The organism is Paractinoplanes ovalisporus, assembly GCF_016834655.1.
Lineage (GTDB): Bacteria > Actinomycetota > Actinomycetes > Mycobacteriales > Micromonosporaceae > Actinoplanes > Actinoplanes ovalisporus.
Genome location: NZ_JAENHP010000001.1, coordinates 1,052,035 through 1,073,851, shown reverse-complemented (window position 1 = coordinate 1,073,851; position 21,817 = coordinate 1,052,035). Strand labels below are relative to the sequence as shown.

Annotated in this window: 19 protein-coding genes and 1 pseudogene; 10 read left to right on the top strand and 10 right to left on the bottom strand. The window is 70.9% G+C overall.

Going from position 1 to position 21,817, the window contains the following annotated elements:
* Window position 1: 1 nt before the first annotated feature.
* Window positions 2-3,274: a WD40 repeat domain-containing serine/threonine protein kinase gene (locus tag JIG36_RS53900; RefSeq protein ID WP_203374741.1), complete on the top strand. Its 3,273-nt coding sequence runs from the start codon at window positions 2-4 to the stop codon at window positions 3,272-3,274.
* On the opposite strand, the gene JIG36_RS04870 is transcribed toward JIG36_RS53900, so the two are convergent.
* The 5 genes from JIG36_RS04870 to JIG36_RS04850 are packed head-to-tail and all read right to left on the bottom strand — an operon-like array spanning window position 3,259 to window position 8,746.
* Window positions 3,259-4,317: a tetratricopeptide repeat protein gene (locus JIG36_RS04870; RefSeq protein ID WP_203374740.1), complete on the bottom strand. Its 1,059-nt coding sequence runs from the start codon at window positions 4,315-4,317 to the stop codon at window positions 3,259-3,261. The genes JIG36_RS53900 and JIG36_RS04870 overlap by 16 nt on opposite strands.
* A gap of 27 nt (window positions 4,318-4,344) precedes the next feature.
* Window positions 4,345-5,646 (bottom strand): FAD-dependent oxidoreductase, encoded by a 1,302-nt coding sequence (locus JIG36_RS04865; RefSeq protein ID WP_203374739.1) that lies wholly within the window; start codon window positions 5,644-5,646, stop codon window positions 4,345-4,347.
* A gap of 1 nt (window position 5,647) precedes the next feature.
* Window positions 5,648-6,457: a carbohydrate ABC transporter permease gene (locus tag JIG36_RS04860; RefSeq protein ID WP_203374738.1), complete on the bottom strand. Its 810-nt coding sequence runs from the start codon at window positions 6,455-6,457 to the stop codon at window positions 5,648-5,650.
* Window positions 6,450-7,364, bottom strand: a complete 915-nt coding sequence (locus JIG36_RS04855) for a carbohydrate ABC transporter permease (protein WP_203374737.1) — start codon at window positions 7,362-7,364, stop codon at window positions 6,450-6,452. Before JIG36_RS04855 ends, JIG36_RS04860 begins: the two co-directional genes overlap by 8 nt.
* The gene (locus tag JIG36_RS04850) at window positions 7,364-8,746 is read right to left on the bottom strand and encodes an ABC transporter substrate-binding protein (RefSeq protein WP_203374736.1); all 1,383 of its coding nucleotides are present in this window, start codon (window positions 8,744-8,746) and stop codon (window positions 7,364-7,366) included. Before JIG36_RS04850 ends, JIG36_RS04855 begins: the two co-directional genes overlap by 1 nt.
* Window positions 8,747-8,964: 218 nt before the next feature.
* Between JIG36_RS04850 and JIG36_RS04845 the strand changes: the two genes are divergently transcribed.
* The 7 genes from JIG36_RS04845 (at window position 8,965) to JIG36_RS04815 (ending at window position 15,991) form a co-directional block, all read left to right on the top strand.
* Window positions 8,965-9,861 (top strand): dihydrodipicolinate synthase family protein, encoded by an 897-nt coding sequence (locus JIG36_RS04845; protein ID WP_203374735.1) that lies wholly within the window; start codon window positions 8,965-8,967, stop codon window positions 9,859-9,861.
* 53 nt (window positions 9,862-9,914) lie between these two features.
* Complete coding sequence (locus JIG36_RS04840) at window positions 9,915-10,943, top strand: LacI family DNA-binding transcriptional regulator (RefSeq protein ID WP_203374734.1); 1,029 nt, start codon at window positions 9,915-9,917, stop codon at window positions 10,941-10,943.
* 16 nt (window positions 10,944-10,959) lie between these two features.
* Window positions 10,960-11,952, top strand: a complete 993-nt coding sequence (locus tag JIG36_RS04835) for a dihydroxyacetone kinase subunit DhaK (protein ID WP_203374733.1) — start codon at window positions 10,960-10,962, stop codon at window positions 11,950-11,952.
* 11 nt (window positions 11,953-11,963) lie between these two features.
* On the top strand, window positions 11,964-12,626 hold the full coding sequence (locus JIG36_RS04830; protein WP_203374732.1) for a DAK2 domain-containing protein: 663 nt from the start codon (window positions 11,964-11,966) through the stop codon (window positions 12,624-12,626).
* Window positions 12,626-14,110, top strand: a complete 1,485-nt coding sequence (locus JIG36_RS04825) for an aldehyde dehydrogenase (NADP(+)) (protein ID WP_236045524.1) — start codon at window positions 12,626-12,628, stop codon at window positions 14,108-14,110. Before JIG36_RS04830 ends, JIG36_RS04825 begins: the two co-directional genes overlap by 1 nt.
* Before the next feature lie 374 nt (window positions 14,111-14,484).
* Window positions 14,485-15,213 (top strand): YdcF family protein, encoded by a 729-nt coding sequence (locus tag JIG36_RS04820; RefSeq protein ID WP_203374731.1) that lies wholly within the window; start codon window positions 14,485-14,487, stop codon window positions 15,211-15,213.
* A 64-nt stretch (window positions 15,214-15,277) separates the two neighbouring features.
* Window positions 15,278-15,991 carry a Clp protease N-terminal domain-containing protein gene (locus tag JIG36_RS04815; RefSeq protein ID WP_203374730.1) on the top strand — a complete coding sequence of 238 codons (714 nt, stop codon included), beginning with the start codon at window positions 15,278-15,280 and terminating at the stop codon, window positions 15,989-15,991.
* A 166-nt stretch (window positions 15,992-16,157) separates the two neighbouring features.
* Here the strand turns inward: JIG36_RS04815 and JIG36_RS04810 are convergent, their stop codons facing one another.
* Window positions 16,158-17,375, bottom strand: coding sequence for a Bcr/CflA family efflux MFS transporter (locus tag JIG36_RS04810; RefSeq protein WP_203374729.1), 1,218 nt, complete (start codon window positions 17,373-17,375; stop codon window positions 16,158-16,160).
* A gap of 79 nt (window positions 17,376-17,454) precedes the next feature.
* Here JIG36_RS04810 and JIG36_RS04805 point away from each other — a divergent pair, with 79 nt between their 5' ends.
* Window positions 17,455-18,597 (top strand): ROK family protein, encoded by a 1,143-nt coding sequence (locus tag JIG36_RS04805; protein ID WP_203374728.1) that lies wholly within the window; start codon window positions 17,455-17,457, stop codon window positions 18,595-18,597.
* A 37-nt stretch (window positions 18,598-18,634) separates the two neighbouring features.
* Here the strand turns inward: JIG36_RS04805 and JIG36_RS04800 are convergent, their stop codons facing one another.
* Window positions 18,635-18,808, bottom strand: a complete 174-nt coding sequence (locus tag JIG36_RS04800; RefSeq protein WP_203374727.1) for a hypothetical protein — start codon at window positions 18,806-18,808, stop codon at window positions 18,635-18,637.
* Window positions 18,805-19,170 (bottom strand): BON domain-containing protein, encoded by a 366-nt coding sequence (locus JIG36_RS04795; protein ID WP_203374726.1) that lies wholly within the window; start codon window positions 19,168-19,170, stop codon window positions 18,805-18,807. Before JIG36_RS04795 ends, JIG36_RS04800 begins: the two co-directional genes overlap by 4 nt.
* 107 nt (window positions 19,171-19,277) lie before the next feature.
* On the opposite strand from JIG36_RS04795, the gene JIG36_RS04790 reads away from it, so the two are divergent.
* Entirely contained in the window at window positions 19,278-19,997 is a 720-nt protein-coding gene (locus tag JIG36_RS04790; protein WP_203374725.1) for an SDR family NAD(P)-dependent oxidoreductase, read from the top strand.
* A gap of 20 nt (window positions 19,998-20,017) precedes the next feature.
* Here the strand turns inward: JIG36_RS04790 and JIG36_RS04785 are convergent, their stop codons facing one another.
* Both JIG36_RS04785 and JIG36_RS04780 read right to left on the bottom strand, forming a co-directional pair.
* On the bottom strand, window positions 20,018-20,935 hold the full coding sequence (locus JIG36_RS04785; protein WP_203374724.1) for a carboxymuconolactone decarboxylase family protein: 918 nt from the start codon (window positions 20,933-20,935) through the stop codon (window positions 20,018-20,020).
* A gap of 4 nt (window positions 20,936-20,939) precedes the next feature.
* Window positions 20,940-21,815 (bottom strand): annotated as a pseudogene (locus JIG36_RS04780) (NAD(P)-dependent oxidoreductase); the annotation flags it as partial.
* Between the last annotated feature and the right edge of the window lie 2 nt (window positions 21,816-21,817).

Here is a 21,817-nt window from a genome sequence, read left to right as displayed (position 1 = left end):
GGTGACCTGGGAAGCCGGTCAGGTCGTGTTCGAGCACTACGAAGTGCTCGACGTGGTCCGCCGCGGTGGCATGGGCGTCGTGCACCGGGTGCACCACCGGGAGTGGGAGACCGACTTCGCGGTCAAGACCCCACGCCCCGAGCTGAGCCGCGACGAGAAGAGCCGGGCCGCGTTCGAGCGCGAGGCCGACACCTGGGTCCGGCTGGGCGCGCACCCGCATGTGGTCGGTTGTGCCCACGTACGGCGTCTGGACGGTCTGCCCCGGGTCTTCGCCGAGTGGGTCGACGGCGGCAGCCTGGCCGAGGCCGTGGCCGCCGGCCGCCTCGGCCTCGACGACCAGCCCGGGTTGATCGACACCGCCGTGCAGATCGCCTGGGGGCTGGCCTTCGCGCACGAGCGCGGCCTGGTGCACCAGGACGTGAAGCCGGCCAACGTGATGCTCGAACCCGACGGCACCGCCAAGGTGACCGACTTCGGGCTGGCCCGGGCCCGCGCGGCCGGGGGAGAGGTCAGCTACGCCGGCTGCACCCCGGCCTACTGCTCACCCGAACAGGCCCGGTCCGCGGCGGGGGATCTCCAGCCGATCACCGCGGCGACCGACGTGTGGTCGTGGGCGCTGTGTGTGCTGGAGATGGCCATGGGCGGCCCGCCGACCCGGCACGGCCAGGCCGCGGCCGAGGTCTTCGAACAGTCCGGCCTGAAATTGCCGGCCACGCTGACCGACCTCCTGCGCCGGTGTTTCCAGCACGAACCCGGGCAGCGGCCGACCATGACCGAGGCCGCCGACACGGTGGCCGCCCTGATCCCGCACCCGCGGGAGCGGCCGCCTGCGACCGGGTTGCTGGCCGACGGGTTGTCGAACCAGGCGCTGTCGCTGCTCGAACTGGGCGAGGTGGACAGCGCCGAGGAGGCCTGGCGGATCGCGACCGGTCTGCATCCGGGGCACCCGCACACCGTCTACAACCAGGGTCTGCACCTGTGGCGGACCGGCCGGATCACCGACGAGCAGGTGGTCTCGGAGATGACCGCGCTGGCGGTCGACCCCGCGGGCCGCCGCCTGCTCGACCTCCTGCGGCAGGAACGGGGCTCGGACCTGCCGGGCCCGTCGCTCGAGTTCACCGGCACCGGCGGGACGGTCACGGCGGTGGCGACCGACCACGAGGGCCGCACCGCGCTCAGCGGCGACGAGGACGGCGCCCTCGTGGTGTGGTCGCCTCCGGACGGCAAGCGCCGGCACCGCCTCAGCAAGCGGGGTGCGGCGGTGGTTGCGGTTGCGGTCGACCGCAACGGCCGTACGGGAATCGCGGCCCGGGCCGACGGAAGCACCGAGGTGTGGGACCTGCGATCCGGCCGCCGCACGACGGTCATCAACTGGGGCACCAGCGCCGCCTCCCACGTTGCGATCAGCGGCGACGGGCGCACCGGGCTGACCGGAGGCCACGACGGTGTCGTGCAGGTCTGGGACCTCACCGACGGCGCTCAGGTCGGCCGGCTTCGAAGACACACCATTCCCGTACGGGCATTGGCGTTGAGCCCCGACGGCCGGCGGGCGGTGACCGCCGCCTTCCACGGGCAGACGGGTGCGGTGGTGCTCTGGGACGTCGGCGCCGAACGGATCGAGCGCGAGCTGACCGGGCACGACGACCACAACTTCTGCGAGGTGGACCTCGTGGCGGTCAGCCGCGACGCCCGGCTGGCGGTGATCGCCGAGTTCCACGGCTACCTGCTCGTCTGGGACACCCGGTCCGGGACCGTACGGCGTACCGCCCGCAACCCGCTCACGCTGTCCGACCGGGCGCTGGCCGTCACCGCCGACGCGGAACTGCTCGTGTCGGCCGGGCATGGACGGGCCACGCGGTTCTGGCTCACCGAAACCGGCCGCAGCCTGCACACGCTGGCCACGACCGGCTCGGAGGCCCACCGGATGGTGCGGCAGGTCGCGCTCAGCGGCGACGGCCGGATCCTGCTGATCGCCGATGGTCGCGAGGGCGTGCGGGTGCGCCCGGTGCCACCGACCGGCGTGCGGGCGCCGTGGAGCTATGCGCGTTCCCGCGACGCCGGGCGGCTGGTCACCGATCAGGCCGCCTTCGCCGCGGCTCTGGAACGTTCCGACCGGGCCGCCGGAAGCGGGGACGTCGCCGCCGCCGCGGCCGAGCTGCGCCGGGCCCGCACGATTCCCGGGTTCGCCGCTCACCCCTGGCTGCTGGACCGCTGGAACGAGCTCGGGTCGCACGGCCGGCGGACCGAGTTGCTGGGCGTCTGGCCTTCCCACGAGCTCGAATCGATCCGCCACTTCACCCAGCCGGTCCGCCCGTTGCTGACCGCCGACGGCAACCGGCTGCTGACCGGCGGGGCCGACGGCTATCTGCGGGTCTGGGAGCGCGGCAAGCTGATCTACACGTTCCCCGAGCGGAACGGCCGGATCTCGGCGATCGCGTTCGACCCGGAGGAGCACTACGCGGCGTCGGTGAGCAACGACGGCGCCGTACGGGTGTGGGACCCGGACACCGCCGGCTGCCGCGCGGCCCTGCCCGGCGCGACCGGGCGTGCGACCGCTTTCGCGCTGACCACGACCGAGGTGGTCGTCGGGGACGAGAACGGCGCCGTGCAGGTCTGGAATCTGGAAACGGGGACGTCCCTGCTCACCATTCCGGGCGAGGGCGGCCGGGTCGACTCGCTGGCGGTCCACCCCGACGGCACACGGTTGCTGGTCGCGTCCACGCATCCGGACCGTCCGATCGCGGGCGACGTCCGGCTCTTCACTTATCCCGATGGGGAGTTCGTCGCCCGGGACGACGCCGGACGCGACGCGCGCGTCCTCTACAGCCCGGACGGCGCCCACTTGCTGATCCACGTCGGTGGGAGCGTCCTCTCGTGGGATCCCTCCACGCTGGAATATCGATGGCACCACTTCTTCGGTTTCCCGGGCGCGATGGCCGTGGGCGCCGACTGGCGGCTCGGCGTGGCCGGCGGTTTCGAGAAGCCGATCGTCTTCGAGCCCTCGACCGGCCGGGTCCGGCGACGGCTCGACAACGCCGGTTTCACCCAGGTCGCCGCGGTCACCCGCGACTCCCGGTTCGCGGCCACGGGCGGCGTCGACCGCCGGGTCCTGATCTGGGACCTGGACCGCGGCGAGCTCGTCCGCACCCTGGAGGGCCACCGGACGATGGTGACCGACCTCGTGTGGAACGCCGACGGCAGCCTGCTCGTCTCGTGTGACGCGTCGCCGGCCGTGCACCAGTGGCGCTGCGACTGGGACTACGAGTTCGTCTGACTCTCGGTCGGGGCGGGCTTTTCCCGTACGGGGGAAGGGTCGTGACCGCTCGCCGAAGAGCTCACCTCGCGGGCCCGGCGGGTCGCCGGATGATCCGGGCCGAGCACGCGCACCGCGACCGGCAGCAACTCACGGAACAGCTGCCCGGACTCGCGACGGCGGTCCATGTCGTACAGCAGATTGGCGTAGTTGGCCGCGGTCAGCACGGTTCCCGGATGGTCGAGGCCGAGCACCCGGCGGTGGTCGTCGACGATCACCCGGAACAGCTCGGCCGCCTCGTCGGGCCGCCCCAGGGCGCGCACCAGCGAGGCCAGGTTGCTGCGGGCGACCAGCGTGGACGGGCTGTCCGGCCCGTTGTTGCGCTCGAGGTCGTCGACCACGCCGCGCTGCACCGCCTCGGCGTCCGGGTGCTCGATCCGGGTCAGCAGCATGGCCAGCAGCGTCCGCAGGTTCATGGTCAGCTGGTGGTCCGGGCCGAGCATCGCGTCGGCCGCGGCGAGGGCGTCGCGATATTCCCGGGCGGCCTGATCGTCCTGGCCGGCCGCCTCGAGCAGACGACCGAGCCGCCCCCAGCCGACGATGTCGTCGTAGTCGCGACCCTTCGGCCGGTCGAACACCTTGCGGGCCTCGGCCAGGCGGCCGCGACCCGCGAGGAAGAGGAACAGGCTGTCCCGGGCCCGCTCGGCAGGCTGCGAGCCCCGTTCGGCGAGGTCGAGCGAGGACCGGTAGTGGCGCTCGGCCTCCCGTTCCTCCCCGCGTGCCGCGAGCACGTCACCCAGCACCCGCAGGGCCTCCAGCGTCATCGGGTGGCGCTTGCCGATCTCGCGGCGGAAGTCGGCCAGCACCCGAGGCGCCACCTCGGGCCCGCGCGGATGGCCGGGCTCGACCTCGAAGCAGCGCAGCAGGTCGAGGCCGAGCACCTTCCAGTCGTAGTCGTGCCGGGCGTACGCCGTGAGCAGGATCTGGATCCGCTGATCCATGGTGACGTCGCCGAGGTCGGGCATCAGGTCGAGGTTGACGGTGGTGCGTGCTCTCCGCTCCATGGCCCCAACGTATCGACCCCGCGCGAACTAGCTTCGGGCCCCGAGAACGCCACGGCGGCGCAGTTCGGCCTGCAGCGCCGCGATGTCCAGGTCGTGCGGGGTGTTGCCGGAGCGCACGGCCAGCGCCGCCGCGGTTCCGGCCGCCTCGCCGGTGGTGAAGCAGGTCGCGGTGATCCGGGCCGAGCCGTTCGCCTCGTGGGTGCTCGACACGCAACGGCCGGCGGCGAGCAGGTTGCGCAGGTCGTGGGCGAGCAGGATCCCGTACGGGATGTCGTAGGCGGCGTTGGGTTTGTCGGTGTGCGACAGACCGGCCGAGGCGGCGTCGTGCACGTCGATCGGGAACGCGCCCTGACCCACGCTCGTCGGCGACGACCGGCCCAGCTTGACGTCGTCCTGGGTCAGCGTCTGCACGCCCAGCACGCGCCGGGACTCGCGGACACCGATGCGGTCGGCGACGTCGGCCAGGTAGGCCAGCCGCCCGCCGGGCACGTAGTCACGGAACCACGAGACGGTCTCCATCACCTGGGACGCCAGACGGAGATAGGAGTCTTCCCCGGCCACCGTACGGGTGAGGTTGAGCACCGCCTCCCCGCGTGTGGGCCACCCCGCCAGATGCATTTCCGTACGCCGCCAGGACAGTCGCCCGTCGCGGAATCCCTTCTCCAGCAACGTCCCGAAGCCCCACAGGTTGACGTGGTCCTCGGTGTGCTCGCCGATCCGGCTGCCGGGCCGGAAGTCGTCGGGGTGGACGCGGGCGTAGTCGAGCAGCGGCGCGTAGTCGATGCCGCCGAGCTTGAGGGTCAGCGAGACCGGCTGGGTGGCTGCGGTGTCGGTCTGCAGGGCGGCGCCCGCGTGGCCGAACACCACCGCGTCCCCGGAGGCGTCGACGATGGTGGACGGGCGCAGGACCGCGCGCGGCGACTCGACGGTCACCGACGTGACCCGGTCGCCCTCGACGGTCGCGCCGACCACCGGCGTGTTCAGCATCAGCCGCACGCCCGCGCGCTGCAGCATGATGGCCTCCACCATGGACAGCTCGGCGTGGTTCACCGGGGTGCGGGTCGCGGTGTAGGCCACGTCGTCGGGCACGTGACCGGGGCTGCCGCCGTACTCCTGCAGCAGTGCGACGATCCGCTGCCCGACCCCACCGGTGACCTGGTTGCCGGCGGCGTCGTGGAAGCCCGCGCTGTGTTCCAGCAACTGCCGTGCCAGGGTGCCGCCGACGTGGCCGCTCGCCTCGACCAGAAGGGTGTCGGCCCCGGTCTCGGCGGCCGCGATCGCCGCGGCCACACCGGCCGAGCCGGCTCCGACCACAAGAACGTCAGTCATGTCAGCCTTTCACTCCGCCCGCGGTCAGGCCCTTCTCGTAGTAGCGCTGCAGCACGAAGAAGAGGACGACCACGGGGATGGTCACGAGGGTGCTGAGCGCCATGATCGCGCCCCAGCGGATGTCGAACGAGGTCACGAACCCGGCCATGGCGACCGGCGCGGTGACGTTGTCGCCCTGGGCGATGACGCTGGCGAACAGGTATTCGTCCCAGGACAGGATGAACGAGAACATGGCGGTGGTGGCCAGGCCCGTACGCAGCAACGGCAGCGTCACCCGCAGGAAGCCGCGGAAGTAGCCGAGGCCGTCGACCCAGGCCGCCTCCTCCAGCTCACGCGGCACCGCCTCGACGAACGACTTCATCAGCCAGGTCGCCAGCGGCAGGGTGATGGTCACGTGCGCGATCACGATGCCGGTCAGCCCGCCGACCAGACCCAGGCTGGAGAGCACCAGATAGAGCGGCACGAGCAGCAGGATGGCCGGGAACAGGTAGCCCACGCTCAGGCCGATCAGCAGCAGGCGGCGGCCGGGGAAGGTGAACCGGGTGACCGCGTAGCCGGCCGTGGTGCCGACCACGAGCGAGATCAGGGTGGCGAAGACGGCCACGATCAGGCTGTTGGCGAACCACTGCAGGGCGTCGCTGGCGAACACCTCGCGGTACCACTCGCCGGTGAAGCCGGACGGGATCAGCGACGGGTCGGAGACGAACAGCTGGTCGGCCGGGCGCAACGAGCTGAGCACCATCCACAGCAGCGGGCCGACGGCGAAGAACACGATGAGGGCGAGCGCGATGACGCGCCAGACCTTAGCCATTCGTCCGCCTCCGCAACTGCGTGCCGAGCCACGCGATCAGGCCGATGACGGTGATCAGCAGGCCGGCCGCGGTGGCGATGGCGGCCGCGTAGCCGACCCGGAACTCACCCATCACGATCTTGTAGATGTAGGTGGCCAGCACCTCGCTGGAGCCGGCCGGGCCGCCCCGGCTGAGCAGCCAGACGAGCTCGAAGTACATCAGCGTCCAGATGCCGCGCAGGGCCAGCAGGGCGATCACGGCCGACCGCAGGTTGGGCAGCGTGATGTGCCGGAACTCCTGCCACGCGCCGGCGCCGTCGACCCGGGCCGCCTCGTACTGCTCCCGGTCGATGCTCTGCATGCGGGCCCAGAACACCAGCATGGCGAAGGGGAAGCCACGCCAGACGTTGACCAGGATGACGGTCCAGAGTGAGGTGCTCTCCTGCCCGAGCGGCGAGACGCCGGTCTCGAGCAGGCCCGCGCCCTGCAGGTTGGTGCTGAGGATGCCGTAGTGCCCGTCGAGCATCCACTGCCAGATCAGGGCGGTGGCGATGACCGGCACGACGTACGGGATGAGCAGGATCTGCCGGACCCAGCGCATGCCCTTCCAGTCGCTGTCGATGAGCAGGGCGGCGGCCAGGCCGAGCAGGATCTGCCCGGCCAGCGAGCCGACCGTCCACAGCAACGTGTTGACGACGGTGGACCGCAGGCCCGCGTCGCCGAACAGCGCGGAGTAGTTGCCCAGACCGGCGAACGACGCGTCACCGGTGAGCAGGTCGATCGAGTATAGCGACGTCCGGAAGCTCTCGAAGATCGGATAGGCGAGGATCGCGGCGAACAGGAGCGCCGCGGGCAAGGCGAACGCCATGCCCGCGCGCTGCTGCCGACCGGTCAACCCCCGGGAGAGGAAGGCGGGTCGAAGGGTCATCAGGACACCTTGGCGAGACGCTTCATCTCGGCGTTGATCGCGTCGAAGGCCTGCTCGGCCGTCTTGCTGCCGGCCGCGGCGGCCTGCAGCTGGTCGCCGACGAAGGTGGTGGCCTCGATCTGCCCGGCCAGCTGGTTGAGGCCGGCCTCCATGCCGTAGCGGTACCACTGCGGCAGGATCTGCTCGCGGATCGTGGTGATCTCGGTGCCGAACTCCTTGACGGTCGCGTTGTCCTTGTAGGTTGCGGTGTCGGCGGCGCTGTTGGTGGCCGGCAGCGCGAAGACCGGACGGGTGTTGGCCCGCGCGGCCGCCGACTCGGGCGCCATCATGCACTCGACCAGCGTCTTGGCCGCCTTCTCGCGGCGCTCGTTGCTCTTGCCGATCATGTAGAAGTAGCCGCCGCCGAGCACGCCCTGCGGCTTCGCGCCCGTGGTCGGGGCGGGCAGCGGGAACACGCCCATGTTCTTGAGCATGTCGGGGTTCTGCTCCTTGGCCAGGCCGACGACCGCGCCGAAGTCCATGACCATGCCGAGCTTGCCCTGCACAAAACCGGTGCGGAAGTCGTTCCAGACCCAGGTGCGGGCCTCCGGCGGTGAGGCGGCCTTGTAGAGGTCGAGCATGTACTGGGTGGCCTCGACCGCCTTGGCCTTGTCGCGGTCGAGCGCGTACTCGCCGGTCTCCGGGTCGAACGTGTGCACGCCGTTGGCGTACAGGAACTGGTAGTAGGTCTGCGGGGCGACCAGGGCCGAGCCCATCGGCACGGCGAAGCCCTTGACGCCGGCGGCCGGGTCGTTGAGCTTCTTGGCCGCCTCGAGCAGCTCGGGCCACGACTTGGGGATCTGGATGCCCTTGGCCGCGAACAGGTCCTTGCGGTACCAGACCTCCTGGTGCAGGGCCCAGTCGGGGACGGCCCAGGTCTGGTCGTCCTTGCTCACCGCGTGCAGGTAGGACGGGATGAAGTCGGCGCGGCCGTGGGCGTCGATGACGTCGTCCACCGGCACGATGTAATTTCCGGCCTGACCTGCGGCGACGCCGCCCTCCAGGGTATTCATGACGTCGGGGCCGTTGCCGGCTTTGAATGCCGTCACCATCTTCGGGTACATGCTGTCGAACGGCACCGCCTCGAACTGCACCGAGACGCCGTCCTGCTGGGTGGCGCACTTCTCGGCCTGCTGCTTCACGGTGTCCGACTGGGCGGCCACGGTCAGGTTCGACCACAGGTTTAGCGTGATCGGGCCGCCGTCGTCGGCCTTGCCGGCCGAGCCCGAGCCGGTGCCCGCTCCGGGCGGGGAACAGGCGCTCATCAGGGTCGCGCCGAGCAGGGCGGCAGCGGTGACGGCGAGCCGGGCACGGGATCGATGCCGATTGCGGTCAACGGTCATGGGGAGTCCTCGTATTCGCGAGCGGTGGCAGCTTTGAAATCGGTAACATGATCTTGATCAAGGCGTCCGATCAGCGGGACGGACTTTGATACAAGCAGCTCATCACCCTGAAACACAAGGTTGACATCACATCCGGGATGAGAAATATTCGGTCGGCATGTAACCGGTAACATTCCGGTCCTGCGCCACGTCTCCATACCCTGGGAAAGGGCTGCACCGTGTCTTCTGATCTTGAACTCGCCGGCATCATTCCCCCGCTCGTCACCCCCTTCGACGCGAACGAGAACGTCGACATCGAGAAGCTGCGGGCGGAGGTCCGTTTCCACCTCACGCTCGGCGTGCACGGCATCTGCGTGACCGGCTCGACCGGCGACGGCCAGATGTTGTCGTGCGAGCAGTCGGTGGAGATCGCCAAGGCCGCGGTCGAGGAGGTCGGCGGCCGCATCCCGGTCATCGCCGGCATCATCCGTGACTCGACCGCCGAGGTGATCCGCTACGGCAAGGCGCTCAAGGAGGTCGGCGTCGACGCCCTGCAGGTCACGCCGGTGCACTACCTCTTCCAGCCGGACGAGGCGACCACCCTCGACTACTACCGGCGCATCACCGAGGAGACCGGGCTGCCGGTCATCGTCTACAACGTCATCCCGTACGCGCTGATCCCCGCCACCACCGTCTATCGCGTGCTGCAGGAGATCCCCGGCGTCGTGGGCGTCAAGCAGTCCGGCGGCAACATCCACCACCTGGCCGACCTGCTCAAGGCGGCGCCGACCGGCGGGGCCATCCTGACCGCGGTCGACGACCTGCTCTACCCGGCCTACCTGCTCGGCGCGCAGGGCGCGGTCAGCGCGACCCTCACCGTGGTGCCCGAACTCTGCGTCGAGCAGTGGCACGCCGTGCAGAACGGGAACCACAAGACCGCCCTCGAGATCCACAACCGGCTGCTCCCGGTGTGGCGCTCGATCGACGGCCCGAACATGACCGTCCGCATCAAGACCGCCCTCAAGCTGCAGGGTCGCGACGGCGGGCTCGGCGCCCACCCGCTCACCCCGGTCAGCGCCGACGAGGAATCGACGATCCGGGCCGCTCTGGTCGAAGCGGGCGTGCTCGGCGCGTGATTGACTCACCGTCGGCTCTTAACGGCCTGCCTGCATCATCGAGGAGTCGGCTGGTGGTTGGAATTCGAGACGTGGCCCGGCTGGCCGGGGTGTCCACGGCGACCGTGACCCGGGCGTTGCGCGGCGACCCGTCGGTCACCGCGGCGACCAAGGCCAAGGTGCAGGCGGCGGCGGTGCAGCTGGGCTACGTGCCCAGCGCCGCCGCCCGGGCGCTGTCGCGCGGACACTCCAATCTGCTCGGCCTGTTCGTGCCCGACATCGTGAACCCGTTCTACGCCCAGGTCGCCCAGGGGCTGGAGGACCGGGCCGCGGAGGAGCGCTACCACTGCGTCATCGCCAGCTCGCACCTCAACCGGGAACGCGAGCAACAGCTGCTGACCTCGTTCCAGGACGGCACGCTGGCCGGGCTGGCGGCCACCACGGTCGGCAGCGACGAGAGCTTCGCCGCGGCCCTGACCGCCACCCGCGGCCCGCTGGTGCTGGTCGACCGGCGGCCGCGCGGGTTCAACGCCCCGCTCGTGCGCACGGACAACCGCAAGGTGACGCGCCACGCGATCAGCCGGCTGTTCGCGATGGGGCACACCCGGATCGCCATGATCTCCGGCCCCCGCGAATTCGACACCGCCTGCCAGCGGTTGTCCGGCTTCCGGATGGCCTATCAGGACGCGGGTTCCTTCCTGCCCGACTCCTACATCCGCCACGGGCATCTGGGGGAGGCGGGCGGTCACGCGGCCATGCGGGAACTGCTGGCCCTGCCTCAGGTGCCGACCGCGGTGTTCTGCTTCAACAACCTGGTCACGGTCGGCGCGCTCACCGCCATCCGGGCGGCCGGACTGAAGATCCCGCACGACATCAGCGTGCTCGCGTTCGACGACATGTCCCTGTTCCCGCTTGTCGACCCGCCCATCACGGCGATCGCCCAACCGGCGTACGAGATGGGCCGGGCCGCGGCCGACATGCTGCTGCGCCGCCTGGCCGGCGAGCAGGAGGTCACCGACATCGTCCTGCCGGCCACGCTCATCGAACGGGAGTCGCTCGGCCCGCCGCCGGCTGCCGAGAGAATCACGCCGCCGGCCACATAGAACGGAGCCTTCGGCCATGGCCGAACCCTTCCTCGACTCGTCCTCCGACTACGTCGACCGGGCCCTCGCCGGGTTCGCGCTCGACCACCGCGACATTGTCGACCTGCATGACAACCCCGCTTTCGTACGGGCCAAGGCGACCGCCCCCGGCCGGCGCGTGGGACTCGTCTCGGGCGGCGGATCCGGTCACGAGCCCATGCATGCGGGGTTCGTCGGGGCCGGAATGCTCGACGCCGCCGTACCGGGAAAGGTCTTCGCCTCTCCCCACAACCGGCAGATCTACGAGGCCAGCCGGGCCGTCGCGGGACCGGACGGCGTGCTGCACATCGTCAAGAACTACACCGGCGACCGGATCAACTTCGGCATCGCGGCCGAACGCCTGGCCCACGACGGGATTCCGGTCGCCCGGGTGCTGGTCGACGACGACGTGGCGACCGAGAGCGAGAAGACCGCGACCGGGCGCCGCGGGACCGCCGCCACCATCGTGGTCGAGAAGCTGCTGGGCGCGGCCGCCGACCGCGGCGACGACCTGGACTCGCTGGCCAAGTTGGGATCGCTGGTCGCCTCGGCCTCGCGCAGTGTCGCGGTGGCCTCGCTGGCGCACACGTCACCGGTGACCGGCGAGCTCGCGTTCCCCTTGCCCGAAGGCGAGATCGAGTACGGCGTCGGCATCCACGGTGAGCGCGCCGCCCAGAGCATCGCCCGGCCGCCCCTGCCCGCCCTGGTCTCGCGGATGACCACCGAGGTGCTCGGCAAACTGCCCGCCGGCGACCGCGCGATCGTGCTCGTCAACGGGCTCGGCGGCACCACGTCGATCGAGCTCTACAACGTCTTCGCGCTCGTGGCCGAGGCGCTGCACGGCCGCGGCGTCGAGGTGGCCGGCAGCCTGGTCGGCACGCTCTCACCGGCCCTGGACATGAAGGGCTTCTCCATCACCGTCACGATCCCGGCGGACGACTGGATCGGGCTGTGGGACGCGCCCGCCCGAACCGCCGCCCTGCGCAAGTGAGGCCACCCGCCATGTTGATGAGCACCTACCTCGAGGCGGCCGAGACCGCACACGCCGCCCTGACCCGCATCGACCAGGCCGCCGGGGACGGCGACTTCGGCGACAACCTGCGCGGAGGCCTGCGCGGCGTGGTCGCCGCCCTGCCCGCCGACGCCGGCCTGACCACCGAGTTCACCGTCGCCGGCACCTACTTCCTGGACGAGGTCGGCGGCACCAGCGGCCCGCTGATCGGGCTGCTGCTGCAGAACGTCGCCGTAAGCCTGGGCCGCGACGGAGAGACCGACGCCGCGCTGGTCGCCGGGCTGGAGGCCGGAACCGCGGCGATCCAGCGCGTCGGCGAGGCCGTGGTGGGCGACCGTACGATGGTCGACACTCTCGCCCCGACCCTGGACGACCTGCGCACATCGGGCGATCCGGTGGACTGGGCGGCGATCGCCGGTCGCGCGCTCGAGCACGCCCGCGCCACGGCTTCGCTGTCGCCGCGGATGGGCCGGGCCAGCTATGTGGGTGACCGCGCGCTGGGGGTGCCGGACGCCGGTGCGATGGGTATCGCGCTGCTTTTCTGGGCGCTGGCCTCGCGTTCGTCGTCCTTGGCCTTCCCCTCCGAGCTGGCCTCGCCTTCCGAGCCGGCCTCTTCTTCAGAGCCGGCCTCTTCTTCCGAGTTGGAGGCGTGATGCATCGGCTCACCGGAGAGATGTTCGTCGGCGCCGAGCGCGTCATGGGTTCCGCGGGCACGGCCGATTCGGTCGACCCGGCCACGGGCGTCAAGTTCCTTCCCCCGTACGGGATGGACGACGGCACCGCCGCATCCGAGGCGTGCCGGAAGGCGGCCGCGGCCTTCGACACCTACCGCGCGCTGCCCACTGAGCGCCGGGCCGAGTTCCTGCGCGCCGTCGCGTCGGAGCTGGAAGCGGCCGGCGAGCAGATCGTCGAGCTGTACGCGGAGGAGACCGCGCTCGGCGAGGCCCGCGCCCGCAACGAACTGGCCCGCACCACCGGGCAGTTGCGGATGTTCGCCGACCTGCTCGACGACCCCTCGTGGCCGGAGGTACGGCGCGTCGACGGCCTGGTGTCGCGGCGCGTTCCGCTGGGGCCGGTGGCCGTCTTCGGCGCCTCGAACTTCCCGCTCGCCTTCTCGGTGGCCGGCGGGGACACCGCCTCGGCGCTGGCCGCGGGCTGCCCGGTCGTGGTCAAGGGACACCCGGCCCACCTGCGGGTCAGCGAGCTGGCCGGCGCCTGCGTGGCCGCGGCGGCCGCCGCGACCGGGATGCCGGACGGGGTGTTCTCGCTCGTCTTCGGTGCCGGCAACGACATCGGGCAGCAGCTCGCCGCCGACCCCCGGATCGCCGCGATCGGTTTCACCGGTTCGCGCGCCGGAGGCACCGCGCTGATGGGCACCGCACAGCGGCGTGCGGTGCCCATCCCGGTGTACGCGGAGATGTCCAGCATCAACCCGGTGTTCCTGCTGCCGGGCCGGCTCGAGGCGGGCGCGGCCGAGGTGGCGGCCGGGTTCGCGGGCTCGCTGACGATGGGGGCGGGCCAGTTCTGCACCAACCCCGGGCTGCTGCTGGCCGTCGAGGGGGCCGGGCTGGCCGAGTTCCGGCGGGCGCTGGTTCCGGCGCTCGGCGGGCAGGCCGGTCAGACGATGCTCACGGAACGGATCGCCACCGCGTACGGGGAAGGGGTGGCTCGTCTCGGAAGCATCCCGGGCACCGGGCGGATCGCCGTGGGAGGCGAGGGCCCGAACCCGCCGGCCGTCTACGAGGCCGATGTGGAGACCTTCCTGAAGCATGAGGAGCTGCACGAGGAGGTGTTCGGCGCGGCTGGGCTGCTCGTGGTGTGTCCGAGCGCGGAAGACCTGGTGCGGGCCGCGGAACACCTCGGTGGGCAGCTCACCGCCACGCTGCAGGCCGCGCCCGGCGACCGGGATCTGGCGCTGGCGCTGCTGCCGGTTCTGGAGCGCAAGGCCGGGCGCATCGTCTACAACGGCTGGCCGACCGGGGTGGCGGTGACCGCGGCGACCGTGCACGGTGGGCCCTACCCGGCCACTTCGGACGGCCGGAGCACGTCGGTCGGGACGATGGCGGTGGAACGGTTCCTGCGGGCGGTCTGCTATCAGGACTTCCCGGGTGGGTTGCTGCCCAACCTAGGGACGTAGCAGCTTCGGCGCGTCTGTGGAGCCGTACGGGGGAATTCGACCCGATCCGCGGTCACTTCTATATCGCTGGGTGGAGCGATCCGGATCTTTGTCGATGGTCGAAATGTCACAAATGCAGAATGCTTGTTACAGCCCCGGGTGCCCGTCTCCGACCTTTCGGACGAAGGACCAAGGCCGGCATCCGGGGTCTGTCTGCCTAAGGCCCGTTTTATAACTGAGATGGGGCTGCGGAGGGGCCCAGATCCCGTCTGGCGGCGTCCCGTGGAAGTCCGGTTCCAACACCGGGAGCCGGACTTCCACGGGCCGACACCAGACGAAATCTGGACCCCGCCTCACTCCCACCCCAGTTATAAAACGGGCCTTAAGCTCGTCTCGTGATCGAGCGACATGTGAACACGTTGGCGGACTTCTGTGCGTTGCGGGACGTTCCTGAGCTGACCCGCGACGCCGTCGAGGAGGTGGCCGGCGGCCGGGTCGACGTCGCGATCCTGTTCGGCGGCAGCACCCTGGCCGGGGGCGACGTGTTCGCGCAGGCGATCGCGGACGAGGTCGCGGACCGCTACATGATCGTCGGCGGGCAGGGGCACTCCACCGACGTGCTGCGCGCGGCCGTCGGGTGGCCGGACGCCGAAGGGATGACCGAGGCGGCGATCTTCGACCGTTACCTGGGCGAGCGCCACGGCGTGCGGACCGACCTGCTGGAGCAGGAGTCGACCAACTGCGGCAACAACGTGACCCTGGCCCTGGCCCGGCTCGCCGAGCATCACGTCCCCGTGCGGCGGATCCTGATCATCCAGGACGCCACGATGCAGCGGCGGATGGACGCCGGCTTCCGTCTGCACGCGCCCCGCAGCCGGATCGTGAACTTCGCGTCCCACCGTACGCACGTTCCGGTCGCCCGGCCGCCTCTCGGCATGTGGGCGCCCGAGCGGTACCTCGAGATGCTGATGGGGGAGATTCCCCGGTTCACCGGGTACGGCCCCGAGGGGCGCGGTTTCATCGCCCACGTCGACGTGCCCGCTGCGGTGACGGAGGCCTGGGCCGCGCTTCGTGACCTGGGGGTGGGGGAGGCGCGGGTCGCCGACCAGCGGTGGGCCGGATAAGCGCGGTTGCGTCGGTCGTCAACTCCGGGTTGACGATTCCTAGTCGTCAACCTATGGTTGACGCATGACTTCCGAACCTGTGGCCCAAGTGGTCCGGCTGGACGATCTGATCGAGGCCATCAAGAGAACCCATTCCGGCGCGCTGGACCAGCTCAGCGACGCGGTGCTGGCGGCCGACCACCTCGGCGACGTCGCCGACCACCTGATCGGCCATTTTGTGGACCAGGCGCGCCGCTCCGGCGCTTCCTGGACCGAGATCGGCCAGAGCATGGGCGTCACCAAGCAGGCCGCCCAGAAGCGTTTCGTGGCCAAGCCCTCCGACCTCGACAGTGGCCACGCGTTCAGCCGCTACACCGACCGCGCCCGGAAGGTGGTCGTGGCGTCGCAGGAGGAGGCCCGCAACCGGGGCAACAGCGAGATCGGTGTGGCGCACCTGTTGCTAGGGCTGGTCGCCGACCCGACCGCCCTCGGGGCCCGGGCGATCGTCTCGCAGGGAGCCACACTCGACGCCGTACGGGCCGCCGCCGTGGCCACGCTGCCGCCGCCGATTTCGTCCCTGCCCGCGATGATCCCGTTCGAGGCCCCGGCCAAGAAGGCACTCGAGCTGACGTTCCGCGAGGCCCTGCGCATGAACCACACCCACGTCGGCACCGAGCACATCCTGCTGGCGTTGCTGGAGCTGGAGGCCGGAGCCGGCATCCTGGCCGACCTCAACGTCACCAAGCCCACCGCCGAAACCGCCATTGCGGCCGCCCTGGCCGCCACCCCCAACCCGTAGGAGCACGGTGGGCTCAATCCCGGCCGATTCGGGCCCGTTGTGGCCGGCCCCGAGCGGCCCCAGCGGCTCCCGGGGCCAGGCCCACTGTGACCAACCGAGAGCAACCCCGATGGCGCGATGTGAAGGCCGGACCGCCGGGCAGCACGGCCCTCGCCTGACGGCCTTGTCAAGGCTGGGGCTCGTCGCCTGGTTCCAGCGTGAAACGCCGCAACGTCATGGCGGTGAGGGCGGCCATGACGAACGGCACGACCATGCACACCGACATGGTCAGGACCGTCTGGCTGCCCAGGGCGCCGGTCAGTGGGGTGGTCAGAGCTCCGCTGAGGAACGGGAGGCCGCCGCTCAACGCCGAGGCTGTTCCGGAGAAGCGGCGGCCGGCGTTCTGGGCGATGGCGGAGTTGGCGGGGAAGTAGAGGCCGAGGCCGCCGGTCATCAGAGCCAGGGCGGCCCATACGACCACCAATGGCGGGTGGTTGCCGGTGGCCAGAACGGTTGCCAGGAACAGGATGATGACCGCGGTGGTCTGCATGGCTACCGCCCAGCGGCGGAGGATCACGGCGCCGGTGCGTTTGACCAGCAGGCGGAACACGACGCTGGTGGTGACCATGGCGATCGCGTTGACCGTGAACAGGGCTGTGTAACCGTGCTGGGTCAGGCCCAGGTCCTGTTGCAGGACGAACGACGACCCTCCGATGTAGACGAAGAAGCCGGCGACCGTGAGGCACTGCACGAGCACCGGCACGGCGAAGCGCGGATCGGTCAGCAGATCGCGGGAACGGCGGCCCAGGTTGAGCAGGCCGCCGGGATGCCGGCTCTCGGGCGGCAGCGACTCGGGCAGGGCCACGGCGGCGGCGACGGTCATCGCGACGCCGACCGCGGCCAGGAACCAGAAGACGATCCGCCAGTCGCCGACGGTCAGCAGCAGGCCGCCGATGGCGGGCGCGAGCACCGGAGCCAGCAGACCCACGGCCGACAGCGTGCCGAACAGCGCGGCGGCCTCGCGGCCCCGGTAGCGGTCGGTGACCACGGCCCGCCCCACCGCGGCGGCCGTGCCCGCGGCGGCGCCCTGGATCGCCCGCTCGACGACCAGCAGCGGCCCGCTCGGCGCCAGCGCGCACAGCACCGACACGACGGTGAACACCAGACAGGCGCCGAGAATGATGGCGCGCCGGCCGCGCGCGTCGCTGACCGGACCGGAGATCAGCTGACCGGCGGCCAGGCCGGCGATGAAGGCCGTGATGGTGAACTGGACGACCTGAGCCGAGGTCTGGAGCGAACTCTCCATCGACGGCATGGCGGCGATGTAGGTATCGGTGGACAACGCCGTCGTGCCGGTGACCAGCAGGAGGGCGGCCAGGCGCGGTTGGGCGGTTCTCGGCGTCAATACCGATGATATCATTTTTATTCTCCGGCTCTTTTTCGAGCTTAAACCGAGAATGGCCGACTCTCAAAATGATGATTTCATGCTAATGGCGACCGAAGATCGGGTCCGCGAATATGTCGCCTACTCGCCGGGCACCTTTCGGGGCGAGCTGGCGGCCGAACTTCGTCTGCCCGCGCCGACGGTGGTGAGCGCGGTGCGCCGGCTCCTGTCCGCCGGGGAGCTCGTCGAGACCGAGGTGACCCGGGCCCGGGCGAGTGCCGGGCGTCGCCCGCGGGTCCTGCGCGTGAGCGGTCCGGCGACGCTCGTCGGGCTGGTCAGCTGGGACGGCGACGGCCTGCGGGCCACCTGCGTCGACGTCGAGGGCGCCGTCGTGGCCACCCGGGCGTTGGCCGCGCCCCGTCCGCACGCCGGCATCGACGGCCTGCGCGCCGCCGTCGACCAGGTCATCGCCCTCGCGCGCGGCCAGGGGCAATTCCTTCTCCGTACGGTCGTGATGAGCGTCCCCGGTCCGTGTCTGTCCGGCCGTGGCGTGCCCCGGGAGCCCGCTCTCGGCGCGCCGACCTTTCCCGTGACGGTGCCGGGCGACCTGGCCGCGATCCTGTCCGAGCGCTGTGGCCTGCCGGTGGCCGTCGAGAACGACGCGAACGTGTGCGCGCTGGGCGAGCTCTACCGGGGCGGGCTCCGGCGCCACGCCGATGCCGTCTCGCTGATCGTGACCGGCCACGGCTTCGGCAGCGCCCTCATCGTCAACGGCGCGCTCGCCCGGGGCGCCCAGGGTTATGCGGGCGAGTTGCCGCACCTGCAGGTCGACCGCGAGGGGCCATTGTGTGCCTGCGGTGGGCGGGGCTGCTTGCTTTATTCCGTACGGGAAAGGGTTGTCGCCTCCGCCCAGGCCGCCTATGCCGAGCCCATCACGTTCGGCGATCTGCCCCGGCTGGCTGCCACCGGTGACATGGGCGCGGCCCGGATGCTGCAGGACGTGGGCCGGGCCCTCGGTGGACCGCTCGCACACCTCTGCACGTTCCTCGACCCCGAAGTGCTGCTGGTCGGCGGAACCCTGGGGCCGTCGGCCGAACACGTCGTCGCCGGCATCCGCGAGGTGCTGGCCGTGCAGGCGCCCCCGGCGGTCGCCGGCAACGTCGCCGTCGTTCGGAGCACGCTCGGCCCGGCCGCCGAGCTGCTGGGCGCCATCGAGCTGGGCCGCCTACGCGCGCGCCGCTGAGGTGTGGAGCGTCGAGTGCACCCGTTGGAGAGCGCGGTCAGTGCAAGAGCGTGACGGCGGCCAGCGGCAGGGCGACCAGCAGGTCGACCGGCCAGGCAAGCATCAGCATGCGGGCGGTGCGGCGCCGCGGATTCCAGCGTTCGCGAATCAGGTGGCCGGCCACGAGGGCCTTCACGAACTGCAGGCAGGCCAGGTCGAAGAAGAGCCTCACTTCGCGGGCCGGCGGCGGCGCCACAGCAGGTCGGCCAGCACGACACCGGCGGCGGCGAGGATGGCCGCACCCACCCAGCGGGACGTGACGACGAACGGCACGAGCAGCACGCCCGTGGCGAGGGCGATCAGCAATCCGGGCGAGCGGGGGCGGTTCCGGGTGGTGATGCGGTTCGCGACGTCGCGTGCTCCCGGTGTGCCGCGCGCGATCTGCGCGGCGGCCTCCCGGGTCTCGGGGCTCGGCGTGCGGCCGGCGAGGATGACGACCGCGGCCTGAACCTGGACGGTGAGGTGGCAGTCGCGGGTACGCACGTCGGTCAGCAGCCGCTGTTCCACCTGCGATCGGAGGCGCGCGTCGGTCACGATGCGCCAGCCTGGTACAGCGACTTCGCGAAGAAACCGCGGGAACATGACGGTTGTGTGTCATTCCGCCGGTAGCCAGCAATGTATGACCGTAATACAATCTGGCGATGGAGTTGACTGCGGTGGTGACCGGGGCGGCCCGGGGGATCGGGCGTTGTGTCGTGGATCGGCTGACGGCCCAGGGATATCGGGTGGTCGCCGCTGACCGCTCGCCGGTCGAGGCCGGTGACGGGATCGTCCCGATGACGGTTGATGTCAGTGAGCCCGGCGCCGCCGAGGCCGTCGTCGGCCGGGCGGTCGACGAGTTCGGGCGGCTCGACCTGCTCGTCAACAACGCCGGCCGGTTCCTGCGCCGGCCCGTCCTGGAGACCACCGACGACGACTTCGACGCGCTGTTCGCGGTCAACGTGCGGCCGGTGTTCCGGTTCTGCCGGGCCGCGCTGCCCCACCTGGCGCAGACCCGCGGGAGCATCGTGAACACCGCCTCGATCTCGGGCCTGGTCGGCATCGCGAACCAGAGCGTCTACGCGATGACCAAGGGCGCGGTCGTCCAGCTGACCCGGCAGCTCGCGATCGAATGGGCGGCGAGCGGGGTACGGGTGAACGCCGTCGCGCCCGGTGCGGTCGACACCGGATTCATGGACGAGGCGCGGGCCGCCGACCCCGACCCGGCCCGGAGCCTGGCCACCACCCTGAGCAACCACCCCATCGGGCGCATGTCCACGCCCGACGAGGTGGCCCGCGCGATCGTCTTCCTGGCCGCCCCGGAGTCGGCCGGCCTAACCGGCACGATCCTGAGCGTCGACGGTGGTTACGTGGCCCGCTGAGAAGGCGGAGGTGGCCGTGGTTACGTGGTCTGCTCAGCGGCGAAGGCGGCCGCCTCCTCCAGCAGGATCGGGGCGGCCGCGGTGACGCCGTGGATGCCGAGAACCGAGGCGATCTCCATGACCTCCAGGATCTCGCGTGGCGTGGCCCCGTAGCCGATGGCGTTCTCGATGTGCAGCTTGAGCCCCTTGACGTACAGGTGGGTGGCCGCCGTGTCGAACGCGATGTAGACGAACTCCTTGACCTTCGGCTCCAGCGTGCCCGACCGCCACGGCACCGAGGAGAACTCGGTGTAGGCCGCGAACATCTCCGGGTCGAGCTCCAGCATCTCGTCCCAGAACGAGTGCCAGTAGCCCCGCGTCTTCGTGAAGTCGGCCTTCAGCTGTTCCTGGCGCTCGTCCAGCGGCGCCGGCCCGTCCCGCAACCCCTTCTCCTCCAGCACCTCGACCAGAATCGGCACGCCGATGTTCATGGCGTGGATGCCCAGGGTCGCCGAGAGCTCGAGCACCTCCATGATCTCTTCGGGCGTGGCGCCCAGGGCGAGCGCGGCCCGGATGTGCTGGCGCACGCCCGGCAGGTACATGTGGGTGGCGTTCGCATCGATCGCAATGTAGATGAACTCCTTCACCTTCGGATCGAGCACACCCGAACGCCACGGCACGGCCGAGAAATCGAGGTACGCCTTCAGGAATTCGGGGTCCAGCCGCAGCACGCCTTCCCAGGTGTCGCTCCAGGTCCCTCGCACGCGAATGAACTCGTCCTTGATCTCCTGCTGACGAGCGCTCAGTAGCGGGGTGCTCGAAGGCTTGGCGCTCAGCGGCGCGGTGTCCGAAGGCTGGGCGCTCAATGGCTGTTCGCTCAATGGTCGGTCGCTCAGAGGCTGGTTACTTGGGGCCTGGGCGTCGCGGGGCCGGGAATCGGAGTTCGGGGTCGACGTCATCGCGTCAGTCCTTTCGCAGCCAGTTCACGATTTCGGTGTGGTCGGCGCCCGGGTCGAGCGCGTCGGCGGCCCGCTCCCAGAACGAGACGGCGGCCTCCCCGAGCGGATCGGGTGTGCCGACCGACGCGGCCAGCCCGGTCGCGATGCGCATGTCCTTGAGCATCAGCCGCAGTCCGAACCCGGAGTCGTAGGTCTCGGGCAGGATGAAGTTGGGCCACTTGTTCTCGGTCGATCCGCTGCGCCCGCTGGAGCTGTTGAAGATGCTCAGCATGGTCGCCGGGTCGAGGCCGAACCGTTCGCCGGCCAGCATCGCCTCGCTCGTCACCAGCAGGTGAGCGGCCGACATCAGGTTGTTGAGCGCCTTGACCGCGTGACCGCTGCCCACCTCGCCGGCCCGCGTGGTCGTGCCGAGGCAAGCGAGAACCGGTTCGACGCGCGCGAGGGCCTCGGGTGAGCCCCCGGTCATGATGGTGAGTTTTCCCGTACGGGCCCTCGCGACCCCGCCGGAGACAGGCGCGTCGACGAGCGTGATGCCGCGGTCGGCCACGGCTTCGGCCAGCGCCCGCGTGCGCAGGGGCTCGGACGAGCTCATGTCCACGACGAGCGTGCCCGGCGGGACGTCGAGGTCGTCGACGGTCGCCTCGACGATGTCGGAGTTGGGCAGCATCAGGATGACGATCTCGGCGTCACGCACGGCGCCGGCCAGATCGGGTGCGCTCGTGCCACCGGTGTCATCCAGTGCCTGCCGGGCGTCGGGGGAGAGGTCGAAACCCCGTACGGCATGACCGGCCGCCACCAGCCGGGCCGACATCGGCCCGCCCATGTTGCCGAGTCCGACGAACGCGACCGCCGTCATGCGACCTCCTCGGCCCAGTGCGTGTT

Excerpts from the sequence above, each read along its gene's own strand:
- JIG36_RS04870 (WP_203374740.1), bottom strand. The coding sequence starts at position 4,317 with ATGGAGCGGAGAGCACGCACCACCGTCAACCTCGACCTGATGCCCGAC.
- JIG36_RS04865 (WP_203374739.1), bottom strand. The coding sequence starts at position 5,646 with ATGACTGACGTTCTTGTGGTCGGAGCCGGCTCGGCCGGTGTGGCCGCG.
- JIG36_RS04860 (WP_203374738.1), bottom strand. The coding sequence starts at position 6,457 with ATGGCTAAGGTCTGGCGCGTCATCGCGCTCGCCCTCATCGTGTTCTTC.
- JIG36_RS04855 (WP_203374737.1), bottom strand. The coding sequence starts at position 7,364 with ATGACCCTTCGACCCGCCTTCCTCTCCCGGGGGTTGACCGGTCGGCAG.
- JIG36_RS04850 (WP_203374736.1), bottom strand. The coding sequence starts at position 8,746 with ATGACCGTTGACCGCAATCGGCATCGATCCCGTGCCCGGCTCGCCGTC.
- JIG36_RS04835 (WP_203374733.1), top strand. The coding sequence starts at position 10,960 with ATGGCCGAACCCTTCCTCGACTCGTCCTCCGACTACGTCGACCGGGCC.
- JIG36_RS04830 (WP_203374732.1), top strand. The coding sequence starts at position 11,964 with ATGTTGATGAGCACCTACCTCGAGGCGGCCGAGACCGCACACGCCGCC.
- JIG36_RS04825 (WP_236045524.1), top strand. The coding sequence starts at position 12,626 with ATGCATCGGCTCACCGGAGAGATGTTCGTCGGCGCCGAGCGCGTCATG.
- JIG36_RS04815 (WP_203374730.1), top strand. The coding sequence starts at position 15,278 with ATGACTTCCGAACCTGTGGCCCAAGTGGTCCGGCTGGACGATCTGATC.
- JIG36_RS04805 (WP_203374728.1), top strand. The coding sequence starts at position 17,455 with ATGCTAATGGCGACCGAAGATCGGGTCCGCGAATATGTCGCCTACTCG.
- JIG36_RS04790 (WP_203374725.1), top strand. The coding sequence starts at position 19,278 with ATGGAGTTGACTGCGGTGGTGACCGGGGCGGCCCGGGGGATCGGGCGT.
- JIG36_RS04785 (WP_203374724.1), bottom strand. The coding sequence starts at position 20,935 with ATGACGTCGACCCCGAACTCCGATTCCCGGCCCCGCGACGCCCAGGCC.